The 21719-nt window shown below is 55.6% G+C and carries 16 protein-coding genes and 3 pseudogenes; 5 read left to right on the top strand and 14 right to left on the bottom strand.

Annotated features, from left to right (window positions below):
* Positions 1-110: 110 nt before the first annotated feature.
* The 3 genes and pseudogenes from ABMD26_RS18375 to ABMD26_RS18365 all read right to left on the bottom strand — a co-directional run bounded on the left by ABMD26_RS18375 (position 111) and on the right by ABMD26_RS18365 (position 2771).
* Positions 111-1013: a glycine betaine ABC transporter substrate-binding protein gene (locus ABMD26_RS18375; protein WP_354311144.1), complete on the bottom strand. Its 903-nt coding sequence runs from the start codon at positions 1011-1013 to the stop codon at positions 111-113.
* A gap of 180 nt (positions 1014-1193) precedes the next feature.
* A pseudogene (locus ABMD26_RS18370) lies at positions 1194-2132 on the bottom strand (electron transfer flavoprotein subunit alpha/FixB family protein).
* Positions 2132-2771: pseudogene (locus tag ABMD26_RS18365) on the bottom strand (electron transfer flavoprotein subunit beta/FixA family protein). The pseudogenes ABMD26_RS18370 and ABMD26_RS18365 overlap by 1 nt, the downstream one beginning before the upstream one ends.
* A 212-nt stretch (positions 2772-2983) precedes the next feature.
* Between ABMD26_RS18365 and ABMD26_RS18360 the strand changes: the two are divergent.
* A complete protein-coding gene (locus tag ABMD26_RS18360; RefSeq protein WP_354311142.1) occupies positions 2984-5020 on the top strand; it encodes an oxidoreductase in 2037 nt (678 codons plus the stop codon).
* 62 nt (positions 5021-5082) lie between these two features.
* Positions 5083-5466, top strand: coding sequence for a VOC family protein (locus ABMD26_RS18355; RefSeq protein WP_354311140.1), 384 nt, complete (start codon positions 5083-5085; stop codon positions 5464-5466).
* A gap of 42 nt (positions 5467-5508) precedes the next feature.
* Here ABMD26_RS18355 and ABMD26_RS18350 read toward each other — a convergent pair whose 3' ends face one another.
* The gene (locus tag ABMD26_RS18350) at positions 5509-6294 is read right to left on the bottom strand and encodes a pyrroline-5-carboxylate reductase family protein (RefSeq protein ID WP_354311138.1); all 786 of its coding nucleotides are present in this window, start codon (positions 6292-6294) and stop codon (positions 5509-5511) included.
* Positions 6284-6988, bottom strand: coding sequence for a TetR/AcrR family transcriptional regulator (locus ABMD26_RS18345; RefSeq protein WP_354311136.1), 705 nt, complete (start codon positions 6986-6988; stop codon positions 6284-6286). Before ABMD26_RS18345 ends, ABMD26_RS18350 begins: the two co-directional genes overlap by 11 nt.
* Positions 6989-7442: 454 nt before the next feature.
* Between ABMD26_RS18345 and choW the strand changes: the two genes are divergently transcribed.
* Together choW and ABMD26_RS18335 are read left to right on the top strand one after the other, a co-directional pair.
* Positions 7443-8291 (top strand): choline ABC transporter permease subunit, encoded by an 849-nt coding sequence (choW, locus tag ABMD26_RS18340; protein ID WP_354311134.1) that lies wholly within the window; start codon positions 7443-7445, stop codon positions 8289-8291.
* Between the two features lie 229 nt (positions 8292-8520).
* Positions 8521-9358: pseudogene (locus ABMD26_RS18335) on the top strand (tyrosine-type recombinase/integrase); the annotation flags it as partial.
* 472 nt (positions 9359-9830) lie between these two features.
* Here the strand turns inward: ABMD26_RS18335 and folK are convergent.
* The 7 genes from folK to ABMD26_RS18300 all read right to left on the bottom strand — a co-directional run bounded on the left by folK (position 9831) and on the right by ABMD26_RS18300 (position 18492).
* Positions 9831-10394 carry a 2-amino-4-hydroxy-6-hydroxymethyldihydropteridine diphosphokinase gene (gene folK / locus ABMD26_RS18330; protein WP_354311132.1) on the bottom strand — a complete coding sequence of 188 codons (564 nt, stop codon included), beginning with the start codon at positions 10392-10394 and terminating at the stop codon, positions 9831-9833.
* 182 nt (positions 10395-10576) lie between these two features.
* A complete protein-coding gene (locus ABMD26_RS18325; RefSeq protein WP_354311130.1) occupies positions 10577-13027 on the bottom strand; it encodes a GcvT family protein in 2451 nt (816 codons plus the stop codon).
* A 50-nt stretch (positions 13028-13077) separates the two neighbouring features.
* On the bottom strand, positions 13078-13935 hold the full coding sequence (gene purU, locus ABMD26_RS18320; protein ID WP_354311128.1) for a formyltetrahydrofolate deformylase: 858 nt from the start codon (positions 13933-13935) through the stop codon (positions 13078-13080).
* 10 nt (positions 13936-13945) lie between these two features.
* Positions 13946-14884, bottom strand: coding sequence for an electron transfer flavoprotein subunit alpha/FixB family protein (locus ABMD26_RS18315; RefSeq protein ID WP_354311126.1), 939 nt, complete (start codon positions 14882-14884; stop codon positions 13946-13948).
* Positions 14884-15633, bottom strand: a complete 750-nt coding sequence (locus ABMD26_RS18310; RefSeq protein WP_354311124.1) for an electron transfer flavoprotein subunit beta/FixA family protein — start codon at positions 15631-15633, stop codon at positions 14884-14886. The genes ABMD26_RS18315 and ABMD26_RS18310 overlap by 1 nt, the downstream gene beginning before the upstream one ends.
* A gap of 221 nt (positions 15634-15854) precedes the next feature.
* Positions 15855-17507, bottom strand: a complete 1653-nt coding sequence (locus tag ABMD26_RS18305) for an electron transfer flavoprotein-ubiquinone oxidoreductase (protein ID WP_354311122.1) — start codon at positions 17505-17507, stop codon at positions 15855-15857.
* A 109-nt stretch (positions 17508-17616) separates the two neighbouring features.
* Positions 17617-18492 (bottom strand): LysR family transcriptional regulator, encoded by an 876-nt coding sequence (locus tag ABMD26_RS18300; RefSeq protein ID WP_354311120.1) that lies wholly within the window; start codon positions 18490-18492, stop codon positions 17617-17619.
* 288 nt (positions 18493-18780) lie between these two features.
* Here ABMD26_RS18300 and folD point away from each other — a divergent pair, with 288 nt between their 5' ends.
* Positions 18781-19701, top strand: coding sequence for a bifunctional methylenetetrahydrofolate dehydrogenase/methenyltetrahydrofolate cyclohydrolase FolD (gene folD, locus ABMD26_RS18295; RefSeq protein ID WP_502948323.1), 921 nt, complete (start codon positions 18781-18783; stop codon positions 19699-19701).
* A 201-nt stretch (positions 19702-19902) separates the two neighbouring features.
* Here folD and ABMD26_RS18290 read toward each other — a convergent pair whose 3' ends face one another.
* The gene (locus ABMD26_RS18290; RefSeq protein WP_354311116.1) at positions 19903-20535 is read right to left on the bottom strand and encodes a dimethylsulfonioproprionate lyase family protein; all 633 of its coding nucleotides are present in this window, start codon (positions 20533-20535) and stop codon (positions 19903-19905) included.
* A gap of 49 nt (positions 20536-20584) precedes the next feature.
* Positions 20585-21715, bottom strand: a complete 1131-nt coding sequence (locus tag ABMD26_RS18285) for an FAD-binding oxidoreductase (protein ID WP_354311114.1) — start codon at positions 21713-21715, stop codon at positions 20585-20587.
* Between the last annotated feature and the right edge of the window lie 4 nt (positions 21716-21719).

The raw sequence follows: 21719 nt of genomic DNA, 5'->3' as shown, positions 1-21719 counted from the left end.
GTCCCCCTCAGCAGCAGCTAAGCACGCTTGACTACTGCAGAGTCCGGCGATGCATCCGATGCCCTTCACAAAGGGCAAAGGACGTCAACGCAACCATCGGACAGCAGCAGCTATTGCTGGGACGGTGTCGCGAAAGCGGTCGGGCTGCTAAACATCGCTTCGAAACGAGGTTTGTTGGCGACGTAGTACTCTGCAACGACCTTGTCTGCCGAACTGTCGCGGGCGCTCGACATCAACTTCTCAAGGTCGGCCTTGGGAATCTTGAAGTTGGCGAAGAAGTGTGCGACATCAGGATGTTCGGCGCTGAAGCCTTTGCGGGCGATCGCGTGAATTTGTTCTTCCCCACCGAAAACCTGCTTTGGATCGTCCAGGTAGCGCAGTGGCCACTTGGCGAACATCCAGTGAGGGCTCCAGGCGTTTATCAATGCCCATTTGTCACGCTTGAGGTTGCGATCCAGCTCGCTCAACATGCCAGACTCTGAAGAGGCGACCATCTTGTAGTCCTCAAGCTTGTATTCCTTGATGGCCTTTTCCGTGAGTTTGTATTGGCCATTGCCCACTTCCGAAGTCAGGATCTTTCCGCCGAGTTTTTCCCGTACTTCAGGCTTGTTGAGGTCTTCAACACTGGCGAGTTCGCTGGTAGGAATAGAGGTTGGCACGGCCATGCCGATACGACCTTCATACAGCACGCCGAGGTCTTCGAGCTTGTTCTGGTATTTGTCGTAGAACGCCTTGTGCGTGTTCGGCAGCCAGACCATCGGGATCAGGTCGATATTGCCGTTGGCCAAGGCCTGGAACTGAATGCCAATGTCGGCGAGCACCAATTTGACCGGTTGCTTCAAGTGGTCGCGCAATGCAGTATCGGCCAGCTTTACAGCTATTTCCGTATCCGACCAATTCACCCACCCGATACGGATAGGCGCAGGTTCCTCGGCCTGGGCCATGAGGCTGCCGGCGGCCATCGCCAAGCCGGCAAACCAGCCGATATAGGTTTTACTGGACAACTTCATCATGATGCATCTCCGCGTACTGTATTAATAGTTATTGGCAGGGCAGCAGAAGAATTAACGTTCCCTCATCGGAGCAGGGATTTACTGTTATGCATGGATAAGTTCTAGTTATTGGATAACCCTTTATGTATTTTTGTCCTTCGGCCCTCCTCCGCCTTTGGCGGAACTTATAAATCTGGGCACTCACAATGCTTTTTTTTCGAGCGCCGGCAAGGCCTCGAATAAATCCGCTGCCCACATGTAATCCGCCACCTGGGCGATCGGCGATTCAACGTCCTAGTTGATCGCAACGATGATCTTTGAATCACTCATGCCTGCCAGATGTTGAATGGCGCCACTAATACACGCCGCGATGTAGAGCTCTGGCGCGACGATTTTCCCCGTCTGGCCGACCTGCAAATTGTTGGGCGCAAACCCCGAATCTACTGCGGCACGCGAGGCCCCTACGGCACCGCCCAGCTTGTCCGCCACTCGCTCGATCAGGGCGAAATTTTCTTTGCTCTGCATCCCACGGCCGCCGGACACCACGACGCGAGCGCTCGACAGGTCGGGTCTTTCGCTGGCCGTCAGTTGTTGGCTCACGAAGCGCACGTTGCTTGCGCTTTGACCGACCTCCACCGCCACCACTTCGCAGCGATGCTGATGGGACAAGGCCTGGGCGAAGGCCGAGGCGCGGACCGTGAGCAACTTGATCGGATCGAGGGACTGCAGCGTGGCGATGGCATTGCCGGCATAAATGGGCCGCTGGAACGTGTCCGTCGAAACGACGTGGGTGACGTCGGACAGCATGCCGACATCCAGGCTGGCTGCGACCCGTGGCAGCACATTGGGGCCCATGCTGCTGGCGTCGGCAACGACGTGTGTATACCCCTCGGCCACCAGTGAAGTGATCAGCGGTTGGACATTTTCCGCCAGAGCGTTTCCGAACATCGCCCCTTGTGCGAGCAATATCCGGTCCAGGCCCTGGCCCAGCGCCGCGTGATGCGCGACTGCCGATGCGTCCTTCCCGCCCATCACAAGCAAATCCGTCTCGGCACCCAGGGCCAATGCGGCGGTCATGGCACTCCACGTACCTGCCGTCAACTCGCCGGCGTTGTGCTCGGCGATTACCAATGTGCGCATCAAATCACCCCCGCAACGTTTTTCAATCTATCCACCAACTCGGCCACCGAACTGACGTTGATCCCCGCTTTGCGCACTGCCGGCGGAACAACTCCTAATAAACGAGTGTTCGCAGGTCACCACGGCCGGCATCGCGAGGGCAAGCACCTGACTGCCACCGTCGACCTCACGCTCGACCACCCATTGCCCGTCGACCTGATTGACAGCAGAGGCGTAAGTGGCCTGTCCACTGCCGATCAACTGCGCGACCATTTGCCCAACCCGGTTGTTTTCCTGGTCGATCGCCTGTTTGCCGAATAGGATAAATTGCGGCTTTCCCCGAATGATCACTTTGCTCAGGTACTTGGCGACGTTGAGCGGCTCGAGGACCGCACTGGTCTCGACCAGCAGCTCCCGGTCAGCACCGAGTGCCAGTGCCGTACGCAGTTGTTCCTGGGCGGCCGAAGTGCCTACCGACACTACCACCACTTCAGATGCCAGCCCTTTCTCCTTGAGGCGAATTGCCTCTTCCACCCCGATCTCGCAAAACGGGTTCAATGCCATTTTCACGCCATTGAGCTCGACGTCTGAACCGTCGGCTTTCACCCGAACTTTCACGTCCGGGTCTATGGCGCGCTTTACCGCAACGAGTACTTTCATGGTTCTTCGCACAGCCCCCCTCGCACTTTGGATCAATGCGGAATGCCCGTCCGCACAAGCCGGACCGCCCCTGTTTCGACTGGATGGTAATCCCGGCTTTTCCGCCACGCAAGGAAAATGTACACGTGTGTCTCTTGCGTTGACATACATGAACATTCGACATACCGTTATGTCAAACCAAGCCTGATGTTCTGTTCCCGGAGCGCACCAACATGTCCAGCGATCCTCTGTTGCAGCCCTATAAGATCAAACACCTGACCCTCAAGAACCGGATCATGACCACCTCCCATGAGCCCGCTTATCCTGTCGACGGCATGCCGAAGGATCTGTACCGCGCCTATCACGTCGAACGCGCCAAGGCCGGCGTGGCGCTGACCATGACCGCGGGTTCCGCCGCCGTTTCTCGGGACAGCCCGCCGGTGTTCAACAACGTGCTGGCGTACAAGGACGAAGTGGTCAAATGGATGAAGGACCTGACTGACGAATGCCACGAACACGGCGCGGCGGTGATGATCCAGCTGACCCACCTTGGGCGGCGCACGCGTTGGGACAAGGCTGACTGGCTGCCGGTCGTCTCGCCGTCCCATCGCCGTGAAGCGTCACACCGGGCTTTCCCGAAAAAACTGGAAGACTGGGACATCGACCGGATCATCAAGGATTACGTGGATGCTGCCGAACGTATGAAAGCCGCCGGTCTCGATGGCCTGGAACTGCAGGCCTACGGGCACCTCATGGATCAGTTCTGGTCGCCACTGACCAACGATCTCGACGGTCCTTACGGTGGTTCGCTGGAAAACAGAATGCGCTTCACTTTTGATGTGTTGCGCGGCATCCGTAAACGTTGCGGCGAAGACTTCTTGCTCGGAGTGCGCTACACCGGCGATGAAGACCTGCCCGGTGGATTCGGTGCCAGCGATGGCCTCCAGATTTCCCACATGCTCAAGGACAGTGGGCTGGTGGACTTTCTCAACGTCGTGCGCGGGCACATTGATACCGATGCCGGCCTCACCGACGTGATCCCCATCCAGGGCATGCGCAACTCGCCGCATCTGGATTTTGCCGGTGAGATTCGCTCGGCCACCGGTTTCCCGACGTTCCATGCGGCCAAGATACCGGACGTCGCCACGGCTCGACACGCCATCGCCTCCGGCAAGGCGGACATGATTGGCATGACCCGGGCGCACATGACCGACCCACACATCGTGCGCAAGATTATCGAGAAGCGTGAAGAGGAGATCCGCCCCTGCGTCGGCGCCAACTACTGCCTGGACCGCATCTATCAGGGCGGTGCTGCGTATTGCATCCACAACGCCGCCACCGGGCGCGAAACCACCATGCCCCACGAAATTCCCAAGGCGCCGGTCAAGCGTAAAGTGGTGGTGATCGGCACCGGCCCGGCGGGCCTGGAAGCGGCACGGGTCGCCGGTGAGCGTGGCCATGATGTTACGGTGTTCGAGGTGGCTGACCAACCTGGCGGCCAGATCCGCCTGACCGCGCAGAACGAACGTCGCCGCGAGATGATCAGCATCATTGATTGGCGCATGACGCAATGCGAACGGCTGGGAGTGAAGTTCCATTTCAACACCTGGGCCGAGGCCGAGACAGTCATGGCCGAAGCACCGGACGTTGTGATCGTCGCCACCGGCGGCTTGCCACATACCGAGGTGCTCAAGCAGGGCAATGACTTGGTAGTGTCGACCTGGGACATCATTTCCGGAGACGTCAAGCCAGGCCAGAACGTGCTGATCTTCGACGATGCCGGCGACCACGCGGCGCTACAGGCGGCCGAGGTCATCGCCAATAGCGGTGCCAAACTGGAGATCGTGACACCGGACCGGTCGTTTGCGCCGGAGGTGATGGCGATGAACCTGGTGCCTTACATGCGCAGCCTGCAAGACCTGAACGTCACCTTCACGGTCACCTATCGGGTCGATTCAGTAGAGAAACGCGACGGTCAGTTGCTGGCCAACTTCGGTAGCGACTATGGCCAAGTGCACAAACAGCAGGTAGTCGATCAGGTAGTGATCAACCACGGCACCCTGCCTCTGGACGATTTGTACTTCGAGTTGCGCCCGCATTCGAGCAATAACGGCGCGGTGGAACAGCACGATCTGATCGCCGGAAAAACCCAAAATATCGTGACCAACCCTGAGGGCCGCTTCCAGCTATTCCGGATCGGCGACGCGGTGTCGGCACGTAACACCCACGCGGCCATCTACGATGCGCTGCGGTTGCTCAAGGACATTTGACCGCATTTCCGCGATTACATATTCCTCCGAACATCCCAATAGCCCATAGAAAGGAAATCACGATGTCTGTTTTTACCCACGTGACCGTTGGCACCAACAACCTGGCAAAAGCACGTGCGTTCTATGACGCCACCTTGAAAGAGATCGGCCTCACGCGTGTTGCCGATCTCGACGATGCCGGCTCCATCTGGGGCGTCGACAAGCCGTCGTTCTTTGTCCTCAACCCGGCCAACGGCAGTGCGGCCACCATCGGCAACGGTGTCACAGTGAGCTTCGAAGCACCGAACCGCGCTGCGGTCCAGGCGTTCCATACGGCCGCCTTGGCAAACGGCGGCGTCTGCGAAGGCCTGCCTGGCCCTCGTAGCTGGGCTGAGAACGCCTACGCCGCCTACACTCGTGACCTGGACGGGAACAAGCTGGCTGTGTACTGCTTCAAAGCGGAGTAAATACACCGCTCACCGAAGTCTCTGTGAAGGGGCTTCGGTTCATTAGGCTTCAAGTCCTCGGCGGGCAACGGCAGCACCTTCTCGCAGCGCCTCGCCGATCTGCTCCTCGAAGTGCCCATGGATCATCACCTGCAAGGCAGCGGCCGTCACCCCACGGTAGGCTACCAAGGCGTCGATCATCTGTTGAGCATTGTGACTGACCAGCAATTGACTGCTGTTGACCACGACATTTTTCGCGGCGAGTTGCGCGATATCGGCGGGAATACCGGCTGCCATTGCCTGATTGGCCAGCGCCGTCATCAACAAGGCAGGGAAAGCCGGGCCCGTGCCAGAGAGCGCCGATAGGTAGTCGATGAAGTCTTCTTGCTGTACCTCTGCCGCCGTGCCCACGCATTCGAACACGCTCTGGACGAAGCTTTTCGTCGTTGCCGCTACCTCTGCAAAACAATACCAAGGCGTAAAGGATTGCCCAATTTCTACCGCCGCGTTGGGCATCGCTCGCATCACCGCCGAAGTCGAAGTCTGTGCGGCAATTGCCTGTGCGCTAATCCCGGCCATCAAAGAAATAACGGTTTTACCCGTCGCGTTGATATTCAGACTGGCAAAATGCTCGGGGCGCACTGCGATGATCACTACGTCGCTGCGATCCACTAACGCCTGGTTGTCCGCGACCAGGCAAGCGCCTTGTTCAGCCAACGGATGGTTGCCCGAGCGATTGGAAATGATCAGACTTGCCGCTGGCACCAGTCCCTTCACCAGGACCGCTCTGGCAATCGCGCCGCCCAACCAGCCGGTGCCGCCAATAATCCCCAAGGTGTTATTGATCATCGCTATTGCTTTCGAAAGTGTCCGTCAAGGGAACGAAGAGCCCAGGCTCTTTTTCGGCATATCCGAACTTCCCGTAGAACCGATCCAGCTCACGCTGCTTGGGGGCTTTGCCAGTGAAGATGCTCACGTAATGAGGGATGCGCTCGAAGCGTACAGTGATCAGCTCTGTCGTGTTCATGGTGATGTAACCGATCTGCGTCAGATAGATCGTTCGGGCCCGAGCGTCAGCGCCCTCGCTGTCATAGCCAAAGCGCTTGAACATGTGTGCCAAGGCGTTCATTCGCTGTTCGTCAACCACAGCCACTTCCTGGGCCACTTCAGCGGACTGAAGCGCCCAACTGCGCACGGCAAACTCGAATTGCGAGTCGAACAATTGCGGGTTTAGCCAACACTCGAACACATTCAGGATCGCCTCGGAAATGCTTTCGGCATAGCTTTCACTTTGACGTATCAGCCCCCCTGTATTGGTTTCCCGCCAACGCGACAGCAATGCCGCCAGCAGTTGCTCGCGGTCCTCGAAAAACCAGTAAAAGCTGGTGCGTGACAAGCCCAGTTGCTTCGCCAGCGGCATAACCCGAACCGCATCGATGCCCGACTCCTTTAGAGCCTCATAGGCCGCTTCCAGCCAGCCCTCCGGCGAACCCCGCCAGCCCGCGTCCTGGGCCTTGCCGCGTGCCTTTCCTAACTGAGGCATTCTGTTTACCTTCTTTCAATAATGCGTGGCGTAAATGTACGCTTATGAGTGCCAAATGTACACCGAAGTACATTTAATCGACTTATTTCTTTCGGAAGTGACAAATGATTAATGAGAAAAACTCATGAGACACTGACATAAAATGGTTTGTCAGCAAAAAGCACTTGGATAATTATCTCCCCAGGCAACGGACTCCAAACCAAAACAATAACGAGCTGCCACTATGAATCCTGCAATGCACACCTGCGAAAGACCTTCGACATCCGGCCCAAGAGAGCCGGGCCGACTCGCGTTTTCACACATATCTTCTGTTATTCATCTCCTGCCCAAACTTAGATAACTGCTTACGCGGCGCCTCGCAAAGTGGCTTTGTGTTGCCTGTAAACCTGGCGCACGAAGCTTCGCCCGGGCGATTGCTTGAGTGCTGTTTCTTTCCTTCAGCAGGACGAGTGATATGTGGCTTACACAAGATAAGCTTCCACTAGGCGAACATATCGCCCGGTATGTGGAATGGTTGACTCAACATGGCGCCGGTATTTTCGACGCCATCTCAATGTCGCTGTCTGGCGTCATCACTGCATTGACCAAGACGCTCTTCTGGTTCAACCCCTTGGTGTTGATCGCTGTATTTGCCCTGCTTGCGTACTACATCCAACGCAAGGTGAGCCTCACCCTTTTCGTTGCGTTCTCGTCCCTGCTGATCCTTAATCTCGGCTATTGGCAGGAGACCCTCGAGACCCTCGCACAGGTGAGCTTCGCCACACTGGTCTGCGTGGTCATCGGCGTACCGCTGGGCATTGTCGCGGCACATCGACCCTGGTTCTATGCGACCCTGCGGCCCATCCTCGACCTGATGCAAACCGTCCCCACCTTTGTCTATCTGATCCCTACCCTAACGCTTTTCGGCCTGGGGGTCGTCCCGGGGCTGATATCCACGGTGGTCTTCGCCATCGCCGCGCCTATTCGCCTGACCTACCTGGGCATCTGTGACGTACCTGAAGCGTTGATGGATGCCGGCAAGGCTTTTGGCTGTTCGCGCCGCCAATTATTTGCACGTATCGAACTGCCCCACGCCATGCCAAGCATCGCCGCCGGCATTACCCAATGCATCATGTTGTCGCTTTCCATGGTGGTGATCGCCGCCCTGGTGGGGGCGGACGGGCTTGGCAAGCCGGTGGTCAATGCGTTGAACACCGCCGATATCTCGATGGGTTTCGAAGCGGGCCTAGCGATCGTGCTGCTGGCGATCACGCTCGACCGCATCTGCAGGCAACGTGAAACCCTGAGAAGAGGTGACGCATGAGCATCATCCGTTTTGAAGACGTCGACGTCATCTTCGCTGCCCGTCCGAAGCCGGCCCTTGATTGAGATGACTCGCGGGATCATAGCGAGTAACCAGTCGCCTTGGGCTTAGCTTGGGCGGACCGGACGGACAGCTGACCATTAGCCGGTTTTCATCAAGCTGGTTGGTGCAGAAGTCAATACGAATGCTGGAGGTGCGCAGGCTCAGCCTAAGGTCCTTAGCAGCATGGCTGAACAACCACATTTTGCCTGCCATTGGCAAAAAACCGATCAGCGAGATCAAGTTGGAGCACGTCACTACGATCATTACTGAGTTGCGCCGTCAGCACACCGTGGCCATGGCCCGGCGCGTGCGTACCATCATCCGCGCCGTTCGGGGCTTTGCCGAAGGTCGCGGCAGGTTAGAGCGCAACGTGGCGCTCAGCAACATTGAGGATTTGAAGATTCGCCACATCGTGACCAGCAACCCGGCGATCGAAAAGCCATCCGACCTGGGCAGGCTTCGTCTACGCCTTGATGACTGCAACGACGGCAGCAGTGCAACCGCAATGCGCCTGCGGGTCAGTTTGCAGGTCCGCCCAGGCGAACTGGTCTAGATGCGCTAGGAAGATGTCGACTTGGTGGGCACCGATTGGCGTTATGTGGTGAGCAAGACCAAGCATCTGGACAAGAGCAAACACATCGTGCCGCCGCCTGAACAAGCCTTGGTTCTGCTACGCAAACTACCTAAAACATGCGTGGTGAATGAAGGGGCCGGGTGTTCGTCTCGCCGGTCTATCCGGGTCGCCCCATCAATCCGACCCCCATGCTCAAGTCCTTTCAGCGTATCTGGCCGGAGTGTGACATCACTGCTCACGGCTTTCGTGCCACGTACCGAACCATCGCTCACAAGCACGTGCGTATTGACCCAATCGTGCTCGAACTCTCGCTATCTCACCGTATGCCAAGTGCGCTGGAGCTGTATATCCCCGCACTCAAATGCTAGTGCGACGCCGGGAGGCGGCTCAGCAATGGGCGAACTACGTAAACCAGTTGCGGCAAAACGCGGCGCGAGCCCCCATCGATTGATGATACAGATAAACTATTAGAAAGTTGGGAACGAGGTTCAAATCTAGTGTCCGATCTGTTGAAATCTAGGTGGTTTGTTATCTTGCCGAGGCGAGTAATGACCTAATTCTTTACTTGTTTTTTTAGGGTATTAAGAGGCCGGCGCGTAGGCTTCGGACTAGGTAATCTGCTTCGACTCAAAGCCAACTGGACGCAATCAATCTTGCAAAACAAAGCATGTCGAATCGGTACATGACCCAGACTCCGAAATACAAGCCACCATATGACGGTGCCTCTCTTCGCTAGATCCGAGTTTTTATGGCTCTAAAGGTTGCCATTTGCTCAATAAAAGCATTCGTGTGAGACCGCTTGTGGCCGATTCAATCCTCCTCTTACGATGACATCGCGCTCCATAGCGTTGCACTTCATCAACACCCCCATTAATTCGTCAGTACGCTGTTGAAAGTTCGACAATTCGTTACAGTGTCTCCAATTAATAGCTTGAATCAAAGGCCAGGTCGGAGTACTGAGTGGACTGAGCTGCTGGCAAGACCATTCTGATGTACTTCGATGTCTTCACCATCACCGGTCGGTTTTTCCGGGCCACCTGATGCTCAAACGCCCGCCAGATATCGCTGAACGTCATACCAGACAAGGGATGAGTATCGTGAGGAGCTAGCATGGAAATCGGTAGCATGACGTAGGGACTTTCGACAAGATCACGTCTCGGCAAAACGCCCCCTTTGAACTCACCGACGTAACGGCCATATAGAAGTACGTCAATATCAATAGGCATTACCAGGTATGGCTTGCATCGACGTAAGTATTTCGACTCGAAACGCTTGATCAATCGAGAAAGTTGTTCCAGCGATAAATCAGTTTTTCCGCACATCACCAGATTAAAAAATGCACGACCGCGTACACCCATCGGCGCTGAGGCGTACACCGGAGAACATCGTCCATCACTCAGTAATGCACAGAGAAAATCCAGTGCGTATTGCAGGTTCAACTCCCGTTCGTGATTACTCCCCAACCCTAGATATACCAACGTCGACATGGCTGTGAAAATCCTTTGTAGCTGCGAGGGTACTACTATTACTTGCCCAGCCATTGATTCAGCGCTTGCTAAACCCATCGGTACACAGCGGCCATACAACAACCGCTGCGATGTAATCGATTAGTTTTTCCACTGCTCACGCTCCCTTGTGCCATTCATCTGCACAGGTTAGCGCTAGCTTGTCAGCACTTGATGTTTGTCATCTCTGGATCATAGAAAGCGCGCAGGCTCGCTTCGACCTCATATTTTTGCGCCGCAATTTCAATTGCGTACTTGCCCTCCTTGACCCAATCAGCGCTCACACCTGCATCATTACACACATACCCCATCGCTACGTTGCCGCCGATAAAATGACCGTACATACCGGACGTGGTGCGGCCGACGATTTCTCCATTTCGGAAAATCGGCTCTTCGTGGTAACTGGTAGCCTCGGGGTCCAGGAACTTGAACAGCACCATACGTTTTTTAACGCCCTCGGCTTTCTGCTTGAGCAACGCTTCCTTGCCGATAAAACCACCCTCCTTATTGAAATCTGAAGCGAAGGACAGACCAGCCTCAAATGGAGTGTCCTCCTCCATTACGTCATGACCAAAGTGGCGATAGCCCTTCTCGATGCGCAGCGAATTCAATGCATGGTAGCCACAGAGTTTCAGCCCGTGCGGCGCACCGGCAGCAACGATTCGGTCAAATACATCAGGTGCAAACTCGGTAGGAATATAGAGTTCCCAGCCCAATTCTCCGACGTAGGTGATACGCGAGGCACGCACTCGGGCGTAGCCCAACTCGATTTCTCGGGAGGTTGCGAACGGGAACCCGTCATTGGAAAGGTCATCGGTGGTAAGCGGTTGCAAGAGATTGCGGGCGTTGGGGCCCATGATGCTGATTACCGCCATGGACGAGGTGACATCAGTAATCACCACGTTTGCCTGCGCCGGCGTATTGCGCCGCAACCAGTTCAATTCACGAGTCTGTGTCCATGGACCGGTGACGATCAGGAAAGATTCTTTCTCCAGCCGTGTGACGGTCAGATCCGCTTCGATGCCGCCCCGCTCGTTGAGCCATTGGGTATAAACGATCCTGCCGACCTCAACATCGATATTGTTACTGCAGATTCGGTTCAACACCGACATCGCATCGCGACCTTGCACCATGATTTTGGCGAAGGAACTTTGATCGAACAACCCTACTGCCTTGCGCACTGCCAGGTGTTCGGTTGCCGACCAATCGAACCAATTCTGTTTGCCCCAACTGTATCCGTATTCAGGCTTGACGCCTTCAGGGGCGAAAAAGTTTGCGCGCTCCCAGCCCACGACTTCGCCGTAGCAGGCATTCGCTGCGACGAGGCGATCGTGGAGAATACTTTTGCGGGCGTTCCGTGCAGTTTCAAACTGACGGAATGGCCAATGCATCGCATACAGCAGACCCAGGCCTTCAGTAGTGCGGTCATACAAGTATTGTGAGTTGCCCTGGAACGGCATATTGCGCTTGATATCAACGTCCCAAAGATCCATCGGCGCATGGCCTTTTGCGATCCACTCCGCCAGGACTTTACCGGCACCACCTGCCGACTGAATCCCGATCGAGTTGAAACCGGCAGCGACAAAGTAATTACGCAGCTCAGGCGCTTCTCCCAAGTGGTAGCGATCGTCCGGGGTAAAGCTTTCCGGTCCGTTAAAGAATACTTGCAGACCGGTCTTTTCCATTGCTGGAATACGCCGGATGGCCGCTTCAAGGTAGGGTTCAAGATGGTCAAGATCAGGAGGCAATTCATCAAAGCAGAAACTGTCGGGAATGCCCTCATGACCCCAAGGCTTGGCGTTGGGCTCGAACGTACCCACCAGCAGTTTGCCGGCATCAGTCTTGAAGTAGTTGTAGTTGTCCAGGTCGCGCAGGGTGGGCAGCATGATGCCGTTGATTTCCGGCATTGGCTCGGTCACAACGTAATAGTGTTCCGCCGCGTGCAGAGGGATGTTTACCCCCGCCTTCTTACCAAAATTGCGCGCCCACATGCCTGCGCAATTGACCACGAACTCCGCGTCTATATCGCCTTGGGCAGTTACTACCCCTGCAGCTTTCCCGTCCTTGATCTTGATGTCCAGAACCTGTGTGTTCTCGATGATGCGCGCACCGCCCAGGCGAGCGCCCTTGGCCAGCGCCTGGGTCACGTCCACCGGATTCACCACGCCGTCCAGTGGCAGATATACACCGCCAACGATGTCATCAATGTTCAGCAGCGGCCATAGATCCAGCGCTTGCTCAGGATTCACCACCTCGCAAGGGAAGCCGCATAATTTGGCCATTGACGCACCACGTTTGAGTTCGGTGAAACGCTCTTGGTGAGTAGCGATGCTCAGCGAACCATTTCGAACAAATCCCGTTGCTTGTCCGGTTTCCGCCTCAAGACCTTCATACAAACCGGCACTGTATTTGGCCAGCATGCTCATGTTGTAAGTGGCCCGCAGAGTCGGCACCAGGCCGGCCGCGTGCCAGGTGGTACCGCAGGTCAGCGTTTTGCGCTCCAGCAATACCACGTCTTTGATACCCAATTTGGTCAGGTGATAGGCAACACTACAACCGATTACCCCACCACCGACGATGACTACGCGAGCTGAACTCGGGATGCTATTGCTCATGTGAAACTCCAAGGCCTGTTGCCGAACCGGCAACCGACTCGATAGTTGGGTTATAAAACGACGGTTTTATTGCCATACACCAGCACGCGGTCTTCAAGATGGTTTCGAAGCCCCCGCGCCAATACAGTCTTCTCGACGTCCTTGCCAAGCCTGACCAGGTCATCGACCGTTTGCTCATGGCTGACCCGGGCAACGTCCTGCTCAATGATCGGCCCCTCATCGAGGTCCTCGGTGACGTAGTGACAAGTCGCGCCGATCAGCTTCACGCCGCGTCGAGAGGCCTGGTGGTAGGGCTTGGCACCGATGAATGACGGTAGAAAGCTATGGTGAATATTGATGACCTTATGCCGGTATTTTTCGCATAGGTTCTGAGGAAGAATTTGCATGTAGCGCGCCAATACAATGCAGTCGGCGCGGTATTCATCAATCACACGTTCGGTCCGGGCAAAGCCTGCTGACTTGTTTTCCTTGTCCACTGGCACGTACTCAAAAGGAATGCCGTACCACTCCACCAGGCTGCGCAAGTCTTCGTGGTTTGAAATTACGCAAGCGATGTCACAGACCAAATCTCCGGTCTTCCAGCGATCCAACAAGTCCGTCATACAGTGCGAGCCCTTGCTGCACATCAAAACCACACGTTTATGCTGATCACTGTCCACCAGCCGCCAGTTCATGTTCATTTCCAGAGCAATCGGCTCAACCTTGCTGCGCAACACCTCCATATCAAAGGGAAGCGAATCGGCGCGCACCACCATGCGACTGAAGAAGCGGTTACTTTCCTCATCGGAAAACTGAGACGCTTCTTCAACCCAACCGCCGTGATTGGCAAACAGCCCGGCTGTGCGAGTAATGATCCCTACACGATCAGGACAATCGAAGGCGAAGGTATAGGTACGCTTTGTACTCATTTCAGGGTCCTCAAGACAATGCAGCTTCAAGCGCAGGAACAGCTTCGAAAAGATCGGCAACCAGGCCGTAATCGGCGATACGGAAAATCGGGGCGTCTTGATCCTTGTTGATCGCAACAATGATTTTTGAATCCTTCATACCCGCCAAATGCTGGATGGCCCCTGAGATACCCACCGCGATATACAGCTGGGGCGCGACAATCTTGCCGGTTTGTCCGACTTGCATGTCGTTGGACACAAATCCGGCATCGACAGCGGCCCGGGATGCTCCAACCGCCGCGCCTAGCTTGTCGGCGACACTTTCCAACAGTGCGAAATTTGCCCCGCTGCCCATCCCGCGACCTCCCGAAACGATGATCTTGGCGGAGGTCAACTCAACCCGCTCACTCACACTGAAGTCGGCGTTGACGAATCTGGAGAGGCCAGTTTCGTGGGCAAGTGTCAGTGCAGTGACTGCAGCACTGAAGCCTGATTTTTCGGCTGCTGCAAATGCCGTGGTGCGTACCGTCAGAACCTTTACGGGATCAACACTTTCAATGGTGGCCAAGGCATTACCGGCATAAAACGGACGAACAAAGCGACTGTTTGAGATGATATCCACCACGTCGCTGATCTGGGCCACATCAAGCAATGCCGCGACGCGCGGCAACAGGTTTTTGCCATAGGCTGTCGAAGCGGCCAGTACATGGCTGTAAGTTGATGTGTTCACCAATTCGGTCACCAACGCCGCCACATTTTCGACCCCCTGGTCTGCATAGGCCGGTGCATCAGCGATGAACACCTGATTGACCCCGGTGTAAGTTGCGATTTCTTCCGCGATACGACCTGCGTGCTTCCCGGCGACCAGCACTGCAACTGAACCATCAAAGCGCGCGGCGGCGGTCAATGCGTTCAAGGTTGCCAGCTTGAGCACGCCATCGTGGTGCTCAGCAATCAACAAAACAGCCATCAGATCACCCCCGCTTCGTTCTTCAGCTTTTGAACCAGTTCTTCCACACTGCTCACGAGAACGCCAGCCATGCGCTCTTGCGGTGCGCTCACCTTGATGACTTTCAGTCGTGGAGCGACGTCAACGCCCAGCTCATCGCCTTGGATAATTTCCAGCGGCTTTTTCTTGGCTTTCATGATGTTGGGCAGCGACGCGTAGCGCGGCTCGTTCAGGCGCAAGTCAGCTGTAATGACGGCCGGGAGCCGAAGACTGCGAGTTTCCAGACCGCCGTCAACTTCCCGGGTTACGTTGACCCACTCCCCAACCACTTGAATGTTGGAGGCGAAAGCGCCTTGAGAACTGCCCATCAAAGCGGACAGCATCTGGCCCGTCTGATTGTTGTCTCCATCAATAGACTGTTTGCCCAGCAGCACGATGCCGGGTGCTTCGCGCTTGACCACCACGTTGAGCAACTTGGCGATGGCCAACGGTTCAAGATCACTTTTGGATTTGATCAGCACGGCGCGGTCCGCCCCCATTGCCAGCGCTGTACGCAACTGTTCCTGGCAAACATCGGGCCCCACCGATACTGCGACAACTTCACTGGCTTGCCCCCTCTCTCTCAGTTGCAACGCCGCCTCGACCGCGATCTCACAAAAAGGATTGATCGACATTTTTACATTGCTCAATTCCACGTCAGATTCATCCGCCTTAACCCGGACTTTGACGTTGGCGTCCAACACCCGCTTCACCGCCACCAGCACCTTCATAGCTACCTCCGAATAAGACCAAAACTGCCTTGGACGGATGTTAGAAGCCTCAATAACCCCTTACAAACGATCTATCTACTGCCTACAGATAAGCGTTACTTATCCGTACGAGAATGAACAGTCGGCTTTTGCTGAAAAAAAACCCGGCATATGCCGGGTTGAAAGTCATCCAATCATTTTTACGACTCGTAATTCGCAATGTACGAAAACGTCTGACTTGCTTACATGCTGATGTAGTTAGGACCTCCGCCTCCCTCTGGGGTCCGCCAGATAATATTCTGGCTCGGATCCTTGATGTCACAGGTCTTACAATGCAGACAGTTCTGCGCGTTGATCTGAAAACGCATCTGTCCCCCCTCCTCTACCACCTCATACACCCCTGCAGGACAGTAGCGCTGCGCTGGCTCGGCATAGGTCGGGAGGTTGAAAGCGATCGGCAATTGCGGGTCTTTGAGCATTAAATGGCAGGGCTGATCGTCCTCGTGGTTGGTGTTAGACAGGTAAACCGAGGAGTTCCTGTCAAAGCTCAGCACATTGTCCGGCTTGGGGTAATCAAGGATCTTCGCTTGATCGGCGCTGACCATGGTCGCGTAATCGGCATGCGTATCACGCAGTGTCCAAGGCGTTTTTCCCTTGAGCAGGTTCAGGTCGAACCACGCATAAGCGGCGCCGCCAAGGCTGCCGAAGCGATGTAATGCGGGGCCGAAATTGCGCTGCCGGTGCAGCTCTGCATGGATCGATGACTGTTTGAACCGGGCTGCGTAGCCCGCGAGATCCTGGCCAAACGCGTCATCGACCAACAGCGCATCGAAGATTGTCTGCGCGGCAAGAATTCCGGACTTCATTGCGGTATGCGAGCCTTTGATTTTGGCGAAATTCAAAGTGCCGGCGTCACAACCGATCAATAGGCCACCCGGAAAGTGCATTTTAGGCAATGACTGGAGTCCGCCTTTGGCGATTGCCCGTGCACCGTAGCTAATGCGTGACCCACCCCGCAGGAATTGTTCGTAGAGCGGGTGGTGTTTGAGTTGCTGCAGCTCGTCAAAAGGAGAGAGAAAGGGGTTGCGGTAATTGAGGTCCACGACTTGGCCGATGACAACCTGGCGGTCCTCCAGGTGATACATAAATGCGCCACCTTGCGCGCCGCTTGCGGTCAACGGCCACCCCGTGCTGTGAATGACCAATCCCGGAACATGTTGTTCGACCGGAATTTCCCAGACTTCCTTGATGCCCAGACCGTAGTGCTGCGGATCAGAATCAGCGTCGAGCCGATATTGCTGGATAAGTTGTTTGCCCAGGTGACCTCTGCAACCTTCTGCAAATACGGTCTGCTTGCCAATCAACTCGATACCCGGGGTGTAACTACCTTTGTGGTTTCCGGACCAATCAACTCCCATGTCAGCAGTGATCACGCCCTTGACTCTTCCCTGCTCGTCATACAGAACTTCAGAAGCGGGAAAGCCAGCGAAAATATCCACCCCCAATGCTTCAGCTTGCTGGCCGAGCCAGCGACAGACGTTGCCGAGACTGACAATGTAGTTACCGTCGTTGTGCATCGTCTCGGGTGCAAGAACACCCGGCACCTTGATGGATAGCCGTGACGACGGCAGGTAATAAATCTCGTCCGAACTTACCGGCGTTTGCAGCGGCGCCCCCATTTCGCGCCAATCGGGAAACAATTCGTTGAGCGCTGAAGGTTCGAACACAGCGCCGGACATAATGTGTGCACCGATCTGCGCACCCTTCTCCACCAGGCATACCGACAACTCTCGTCCAGCTTCAAGCGCCAGTTGTCGCAGGCGAATCGCGGTGGACAACCCTGCGGGTCCACCGCCCACTACGACTACATCGAATTCCATCGAATCACGTTGCATAACAACCTCCATCGGCGTTGAATCGTGCCCCTGGAGTTCATGCTACGAGCGCGTCTGACTTTGCGGCAAACGATCTATCCATCACCGTTTTATAAGGGGAGCTAATTCGTCAATGAAGTTCAGATTCCAGCCAAGTACAAAATGCCTGCGCCGCTCCCGACAGCGGTTTACTAAGGGGCTTGAGCAGATAGAACCCCGCCAGGCTGTCAATGCTCTGGTCCAACGGTGAAACCAGTTGCCTGCCAAGCCTGGACTTTTCGACCAGCTCTTCATTAAGCAGACACACACCTGCGCTCTCGATCGCCATGCTTGCGGCGATGGCGTAACTGTCGACGTAGAACCGCTGATAGTTTTCCCCCTCACCCTGCGGGTGCGAGGCTAGCCAATCGCTCCAACCGCTGGGCGTTCCCAGCACGTCGATCAGCGCCAGACTCAATAACCCTCCCGCGTTGCGGAGTTTGACCGCGACTTCCAGGGAACAGTAGGGGCGTAATTCGGTGGAAAGCAGTTGCTGGACATCATATTGCTGCCAGTTACCGGCGCCGTATCGTATCTCAAGCTCCGCGCTACTTGGCGGCGCATCGGCCTCCCAATTCACGCCATACATGCGCAGTGAGATCTGCGGGTAAAGCTCGGCAAAACGCTCCATTCTTGGTGCGAGCCAGAGCTGGGCAAATGAGTTATTCACGCTGATTTCAAGCACCCCCTGCGCAACCGAGCTGAAAATATTGTTCATGCCCTGGTGCATGTGCCAGAGACCCTCTCTAACCACGGTCAAGTACGCCCGGCCCGACACGGTCAGCTGAATCGAACGGGTTTGACGCTGAAAAAGTAGCTTGCCAAGTTTGTGCTCCAGCAATTTGATCTGCTGGCTTACTGCCGACTGACTCATATTCAGCTCGATGGCCGCTGCGGAAAAGCTCAGATGCCGGCCGACAGACTCAAACGTTCGTAGCCAGTTCAACTGAAGGTTGGTCAATGACATGGATAGCTCCGCATAAGCCTTACTTATAAATATAGGCCGCATACATCGTTTGTAGCGACTACTCAAGCACCTTAGCATTCATCGCACCTGGCGTGAGCCCAGCCAGGTTGCCCGACTGCCCTTTCAAACGGATGGGGTCGAGGGCGCTGGAGGCGCGGCAAGGAATCTTGTTGCGCAGACACTGAGGGAACATCCGGCGCAGATTGGCGTGGCTGCCTGAATGACTCAAAGGGCGATTGCCTGAATTTTGGACGCCGTTTCTTCTGACCGCTGACAGGATAGAACGATATGACGATGACTCAACAACTGGATCAAATCCTTTGCACCCAGGCCCGCATTATCGACGGCAGGGATTTTGCTGAAACGCTGCGCAAATCAGTTGCCCTGGGCGCCCGGGCATTTCGCGAAAAGCACGGCAAAGCCCCAGGCCTTGCCGTCGTGCTAGTGGGTCAGGATCCTGCCAGCCAGGTCTATGTCAAAACGAAGATGAAAAAAGCGCTGGAATCCGGCATTGACTCATTTCCACACTTGCTTGACAGCAGTACATCACAAGCCGAATTGCTGCAGCTGATCGACAAGCTGAACAATGATCGCTATGTACACGGGATCCTGGTGCAGTTACCCCTACCTGCCCACATCGATGAGTCCAAAGTCATTACTGCCATCGATCCAGCCAAAGACGTGGATGGTTTCCACCCCATCAATGTTGGGCTGCTAACCCAAGGTAAAGCTTCGCTCGTCCCCTGCACACCTTTGGGTTGCTTGATGATGTTGAAGGACCAGCTCGGCAACCTGAGCGGAAAAAAAGCCGTCGTCGTGGGCAGGTCTAACATTGTCGGCAAGCCAATGGCCAATCTGCTTCTTCAGGAAAACTGCACCGTGACAATCGTGCATTCCCGAACTCAGGACCTCAATAACGAATGCCGTCAGGCTGACATTCTTGTCGTTGCTATGGGTAAGGCAGAGTTCATCAAAGCCGAGGCTATCAAACCCGGCGCTATCGTCATCGACGTGGGTATAAATCGTGTCGAAAAAGACGGGCGTTCAATGCTGGTGGGAGACGTGGATTTCGCGGCTGTCAGCTCCGTCGCAGCCGCCGTTACACCTGTACCGGGTGGCGTAGGCCCAATGACGGTGGCTTGTTTAATGCGTAACACGCTGATAGCGGCTGACGCTATCGAAAGCGACAAAGCTCACCGCTATGAATAGTACTTGTGCAAAGCGCTATCCAGAAACGTTGCCACTAAGCACTTCGGTGGCCAATGTGATGGCAACGTTGATCTTGCCTTAGCGCATCGACTGCTGACGGAGTCCGTTATGTGAGGAGATGCACGGAGTTACGTGTGGTTGTGCGACAAATCCCGACGTCCAGTGCCGACGTCGGTTGGGGCGCGAAAAAAATCACTGTGCTTAGGTATGCATCAGTCCCCATAGCGCCAAGAATGGTCCGGTGCCAGACTGCACGGCGTGCAATATCGATTGCGGGTTGTAAACCAGCCCACCGGGCCCGGGCCGAAACCAACCGCAGCCCTCCTGGTACCACTCCCCCTCTGATAGCACGATGTAAAACTCTCTGGGGGGATGGTGGTGAAAGGGATAGCGGACGTCGGGTGCCATGACCATCAGCCCCAGCGTTAGCGAGTCACACTGAATCCGGCTTCCCTTGCCAATGAGCAAGGCGTGCCGATGCCGATCAACAAAGTCAGCGTCTTCATTCGGGGCCGCATGGCGCTTGATCCATACCGCATCCGGTAGCAGCCTGCCGATGCGTTCTACCAGAGCACCGTCGACCAGCGAAGAGGCCGCCGCATTGGCCAGGCTTTGCAGCAGCCAGTCGTGGATACATTGATCGTCTTCGATGTGCGCCTCAATACCTGCATTGATTGACAGTTGCGCGGACTGAACAGATCGGCGGCTCGCCGATATTTCATCAGTCCAGTCCTGTCCTTGGTAAGAGCCAAGATTTTCAGCAACCTGAACCAACAGTTGTTGAGCCTGTTCAAGTTGCGCAGCCTGTTGCCAAAGCGATTCAGAAAGAGCCATACAAACCTCCATGCTCGGTGCATTGAGAAGCAGGTGACGGCGTCGACGATCAAAGGTCGATAACCAGGTCAGACGTTGGTCGACTGCAACAAAGTAGCCGAAATCCTTTATCAATTTCTCTCTGTCGGATGCCTCCATTCGCGTTCATGTCAACAGAGCCCTCCAGCACCGCGGTTTTGCAGGTACCACAAATACCTTGGCTGCATGAGCTGGGAACCACCGCTCCAGCGCGCTTGGCTGCGGCAAGGATCGTTTCGCCGCCGCCCATCTGAAAGGTTTTGCCAGACTTTGCCAGGGTGATAGTAAACCCATCGTTTGATGCAGCCGGCAGCGTAGCTACAGGCACCACCACCGGACTTGATGGATCACCCAGGTCAAAGCTTTCCTGGTGGTAATGCTCCATGTCGAAGCCTGCCCCGGCGAGCAGCGCTTGCACGGCGTCCATGTAACCTTTTGGTCCGCAAGTGAAGACCTCGCGCTCCAGAAAATCAGGCACAGAGTGACGCAGCATCTCAAGGGTCAGGCGCCCGACAGGGCCACTCCACTGTGGTTCGGTCTCGGTCGTTTCGCAAACCGCAAACACTCGAAGGCTGGGTTTGAGTGCCTCGAGCAAGTGAAGCTCTTGCCTGAAGACGATATCGACCGGAGACCGAGCGCTGTGGACGAAGGCTATATCAACGTCGGCCGCAAGATCGTGACTTGCGCGAGTCATCGACATCAGGGGTGTAACCCCCGACCCGGCCGAAAGATACAGCAGCTTGCGAGCGTCGCTGCAAGTCGAAGTAAAGGCTCCAGCCGGGCCGTATGCAGTCAGTTGATCACCCGCATGCAAGTGTTCGTGCAACCAGTTCGACACCAATCCGCCAGGTACCCGCTTCACCGTGATCGAAAAGGTGAACGGCCGCGCCGGGGAGGATGAAAGCGTGTAACAGCGTGAAATTGCCTGCCCATTGATAGTCGGCACGATTGTGATGAACTGCCCCGGTTCGAAGGCGAGTGCCTGGAACTCATCGCAGTGAAAGGTGAAGGTCTTCACATCGTGGGTTTCATCCCGGACATCACAACATTTCAGGCGTTTAGATTCGCCGCTGCTCCAACCGGTATCGAAAGCTGACCACACTTCTGCGTCATTGAAGCGTAGCTTTTTTACCGATACAGGGACTGTCAGGCAGATACTCATCAGA

Source organism: Pseudomonas sp. PvP001, assembly GCF_040546375.1.
Lineage (GTDB): Bacteria > Pseudomonadota > Gammaproteobacteria > Pseudomonadales > Pseudomonadaceae > Aquipseudomonas > Aquipseudomonas coleopterorum.
This window is presented reverse-complemented; position numbering and strand designations above follow the sequence as displayed.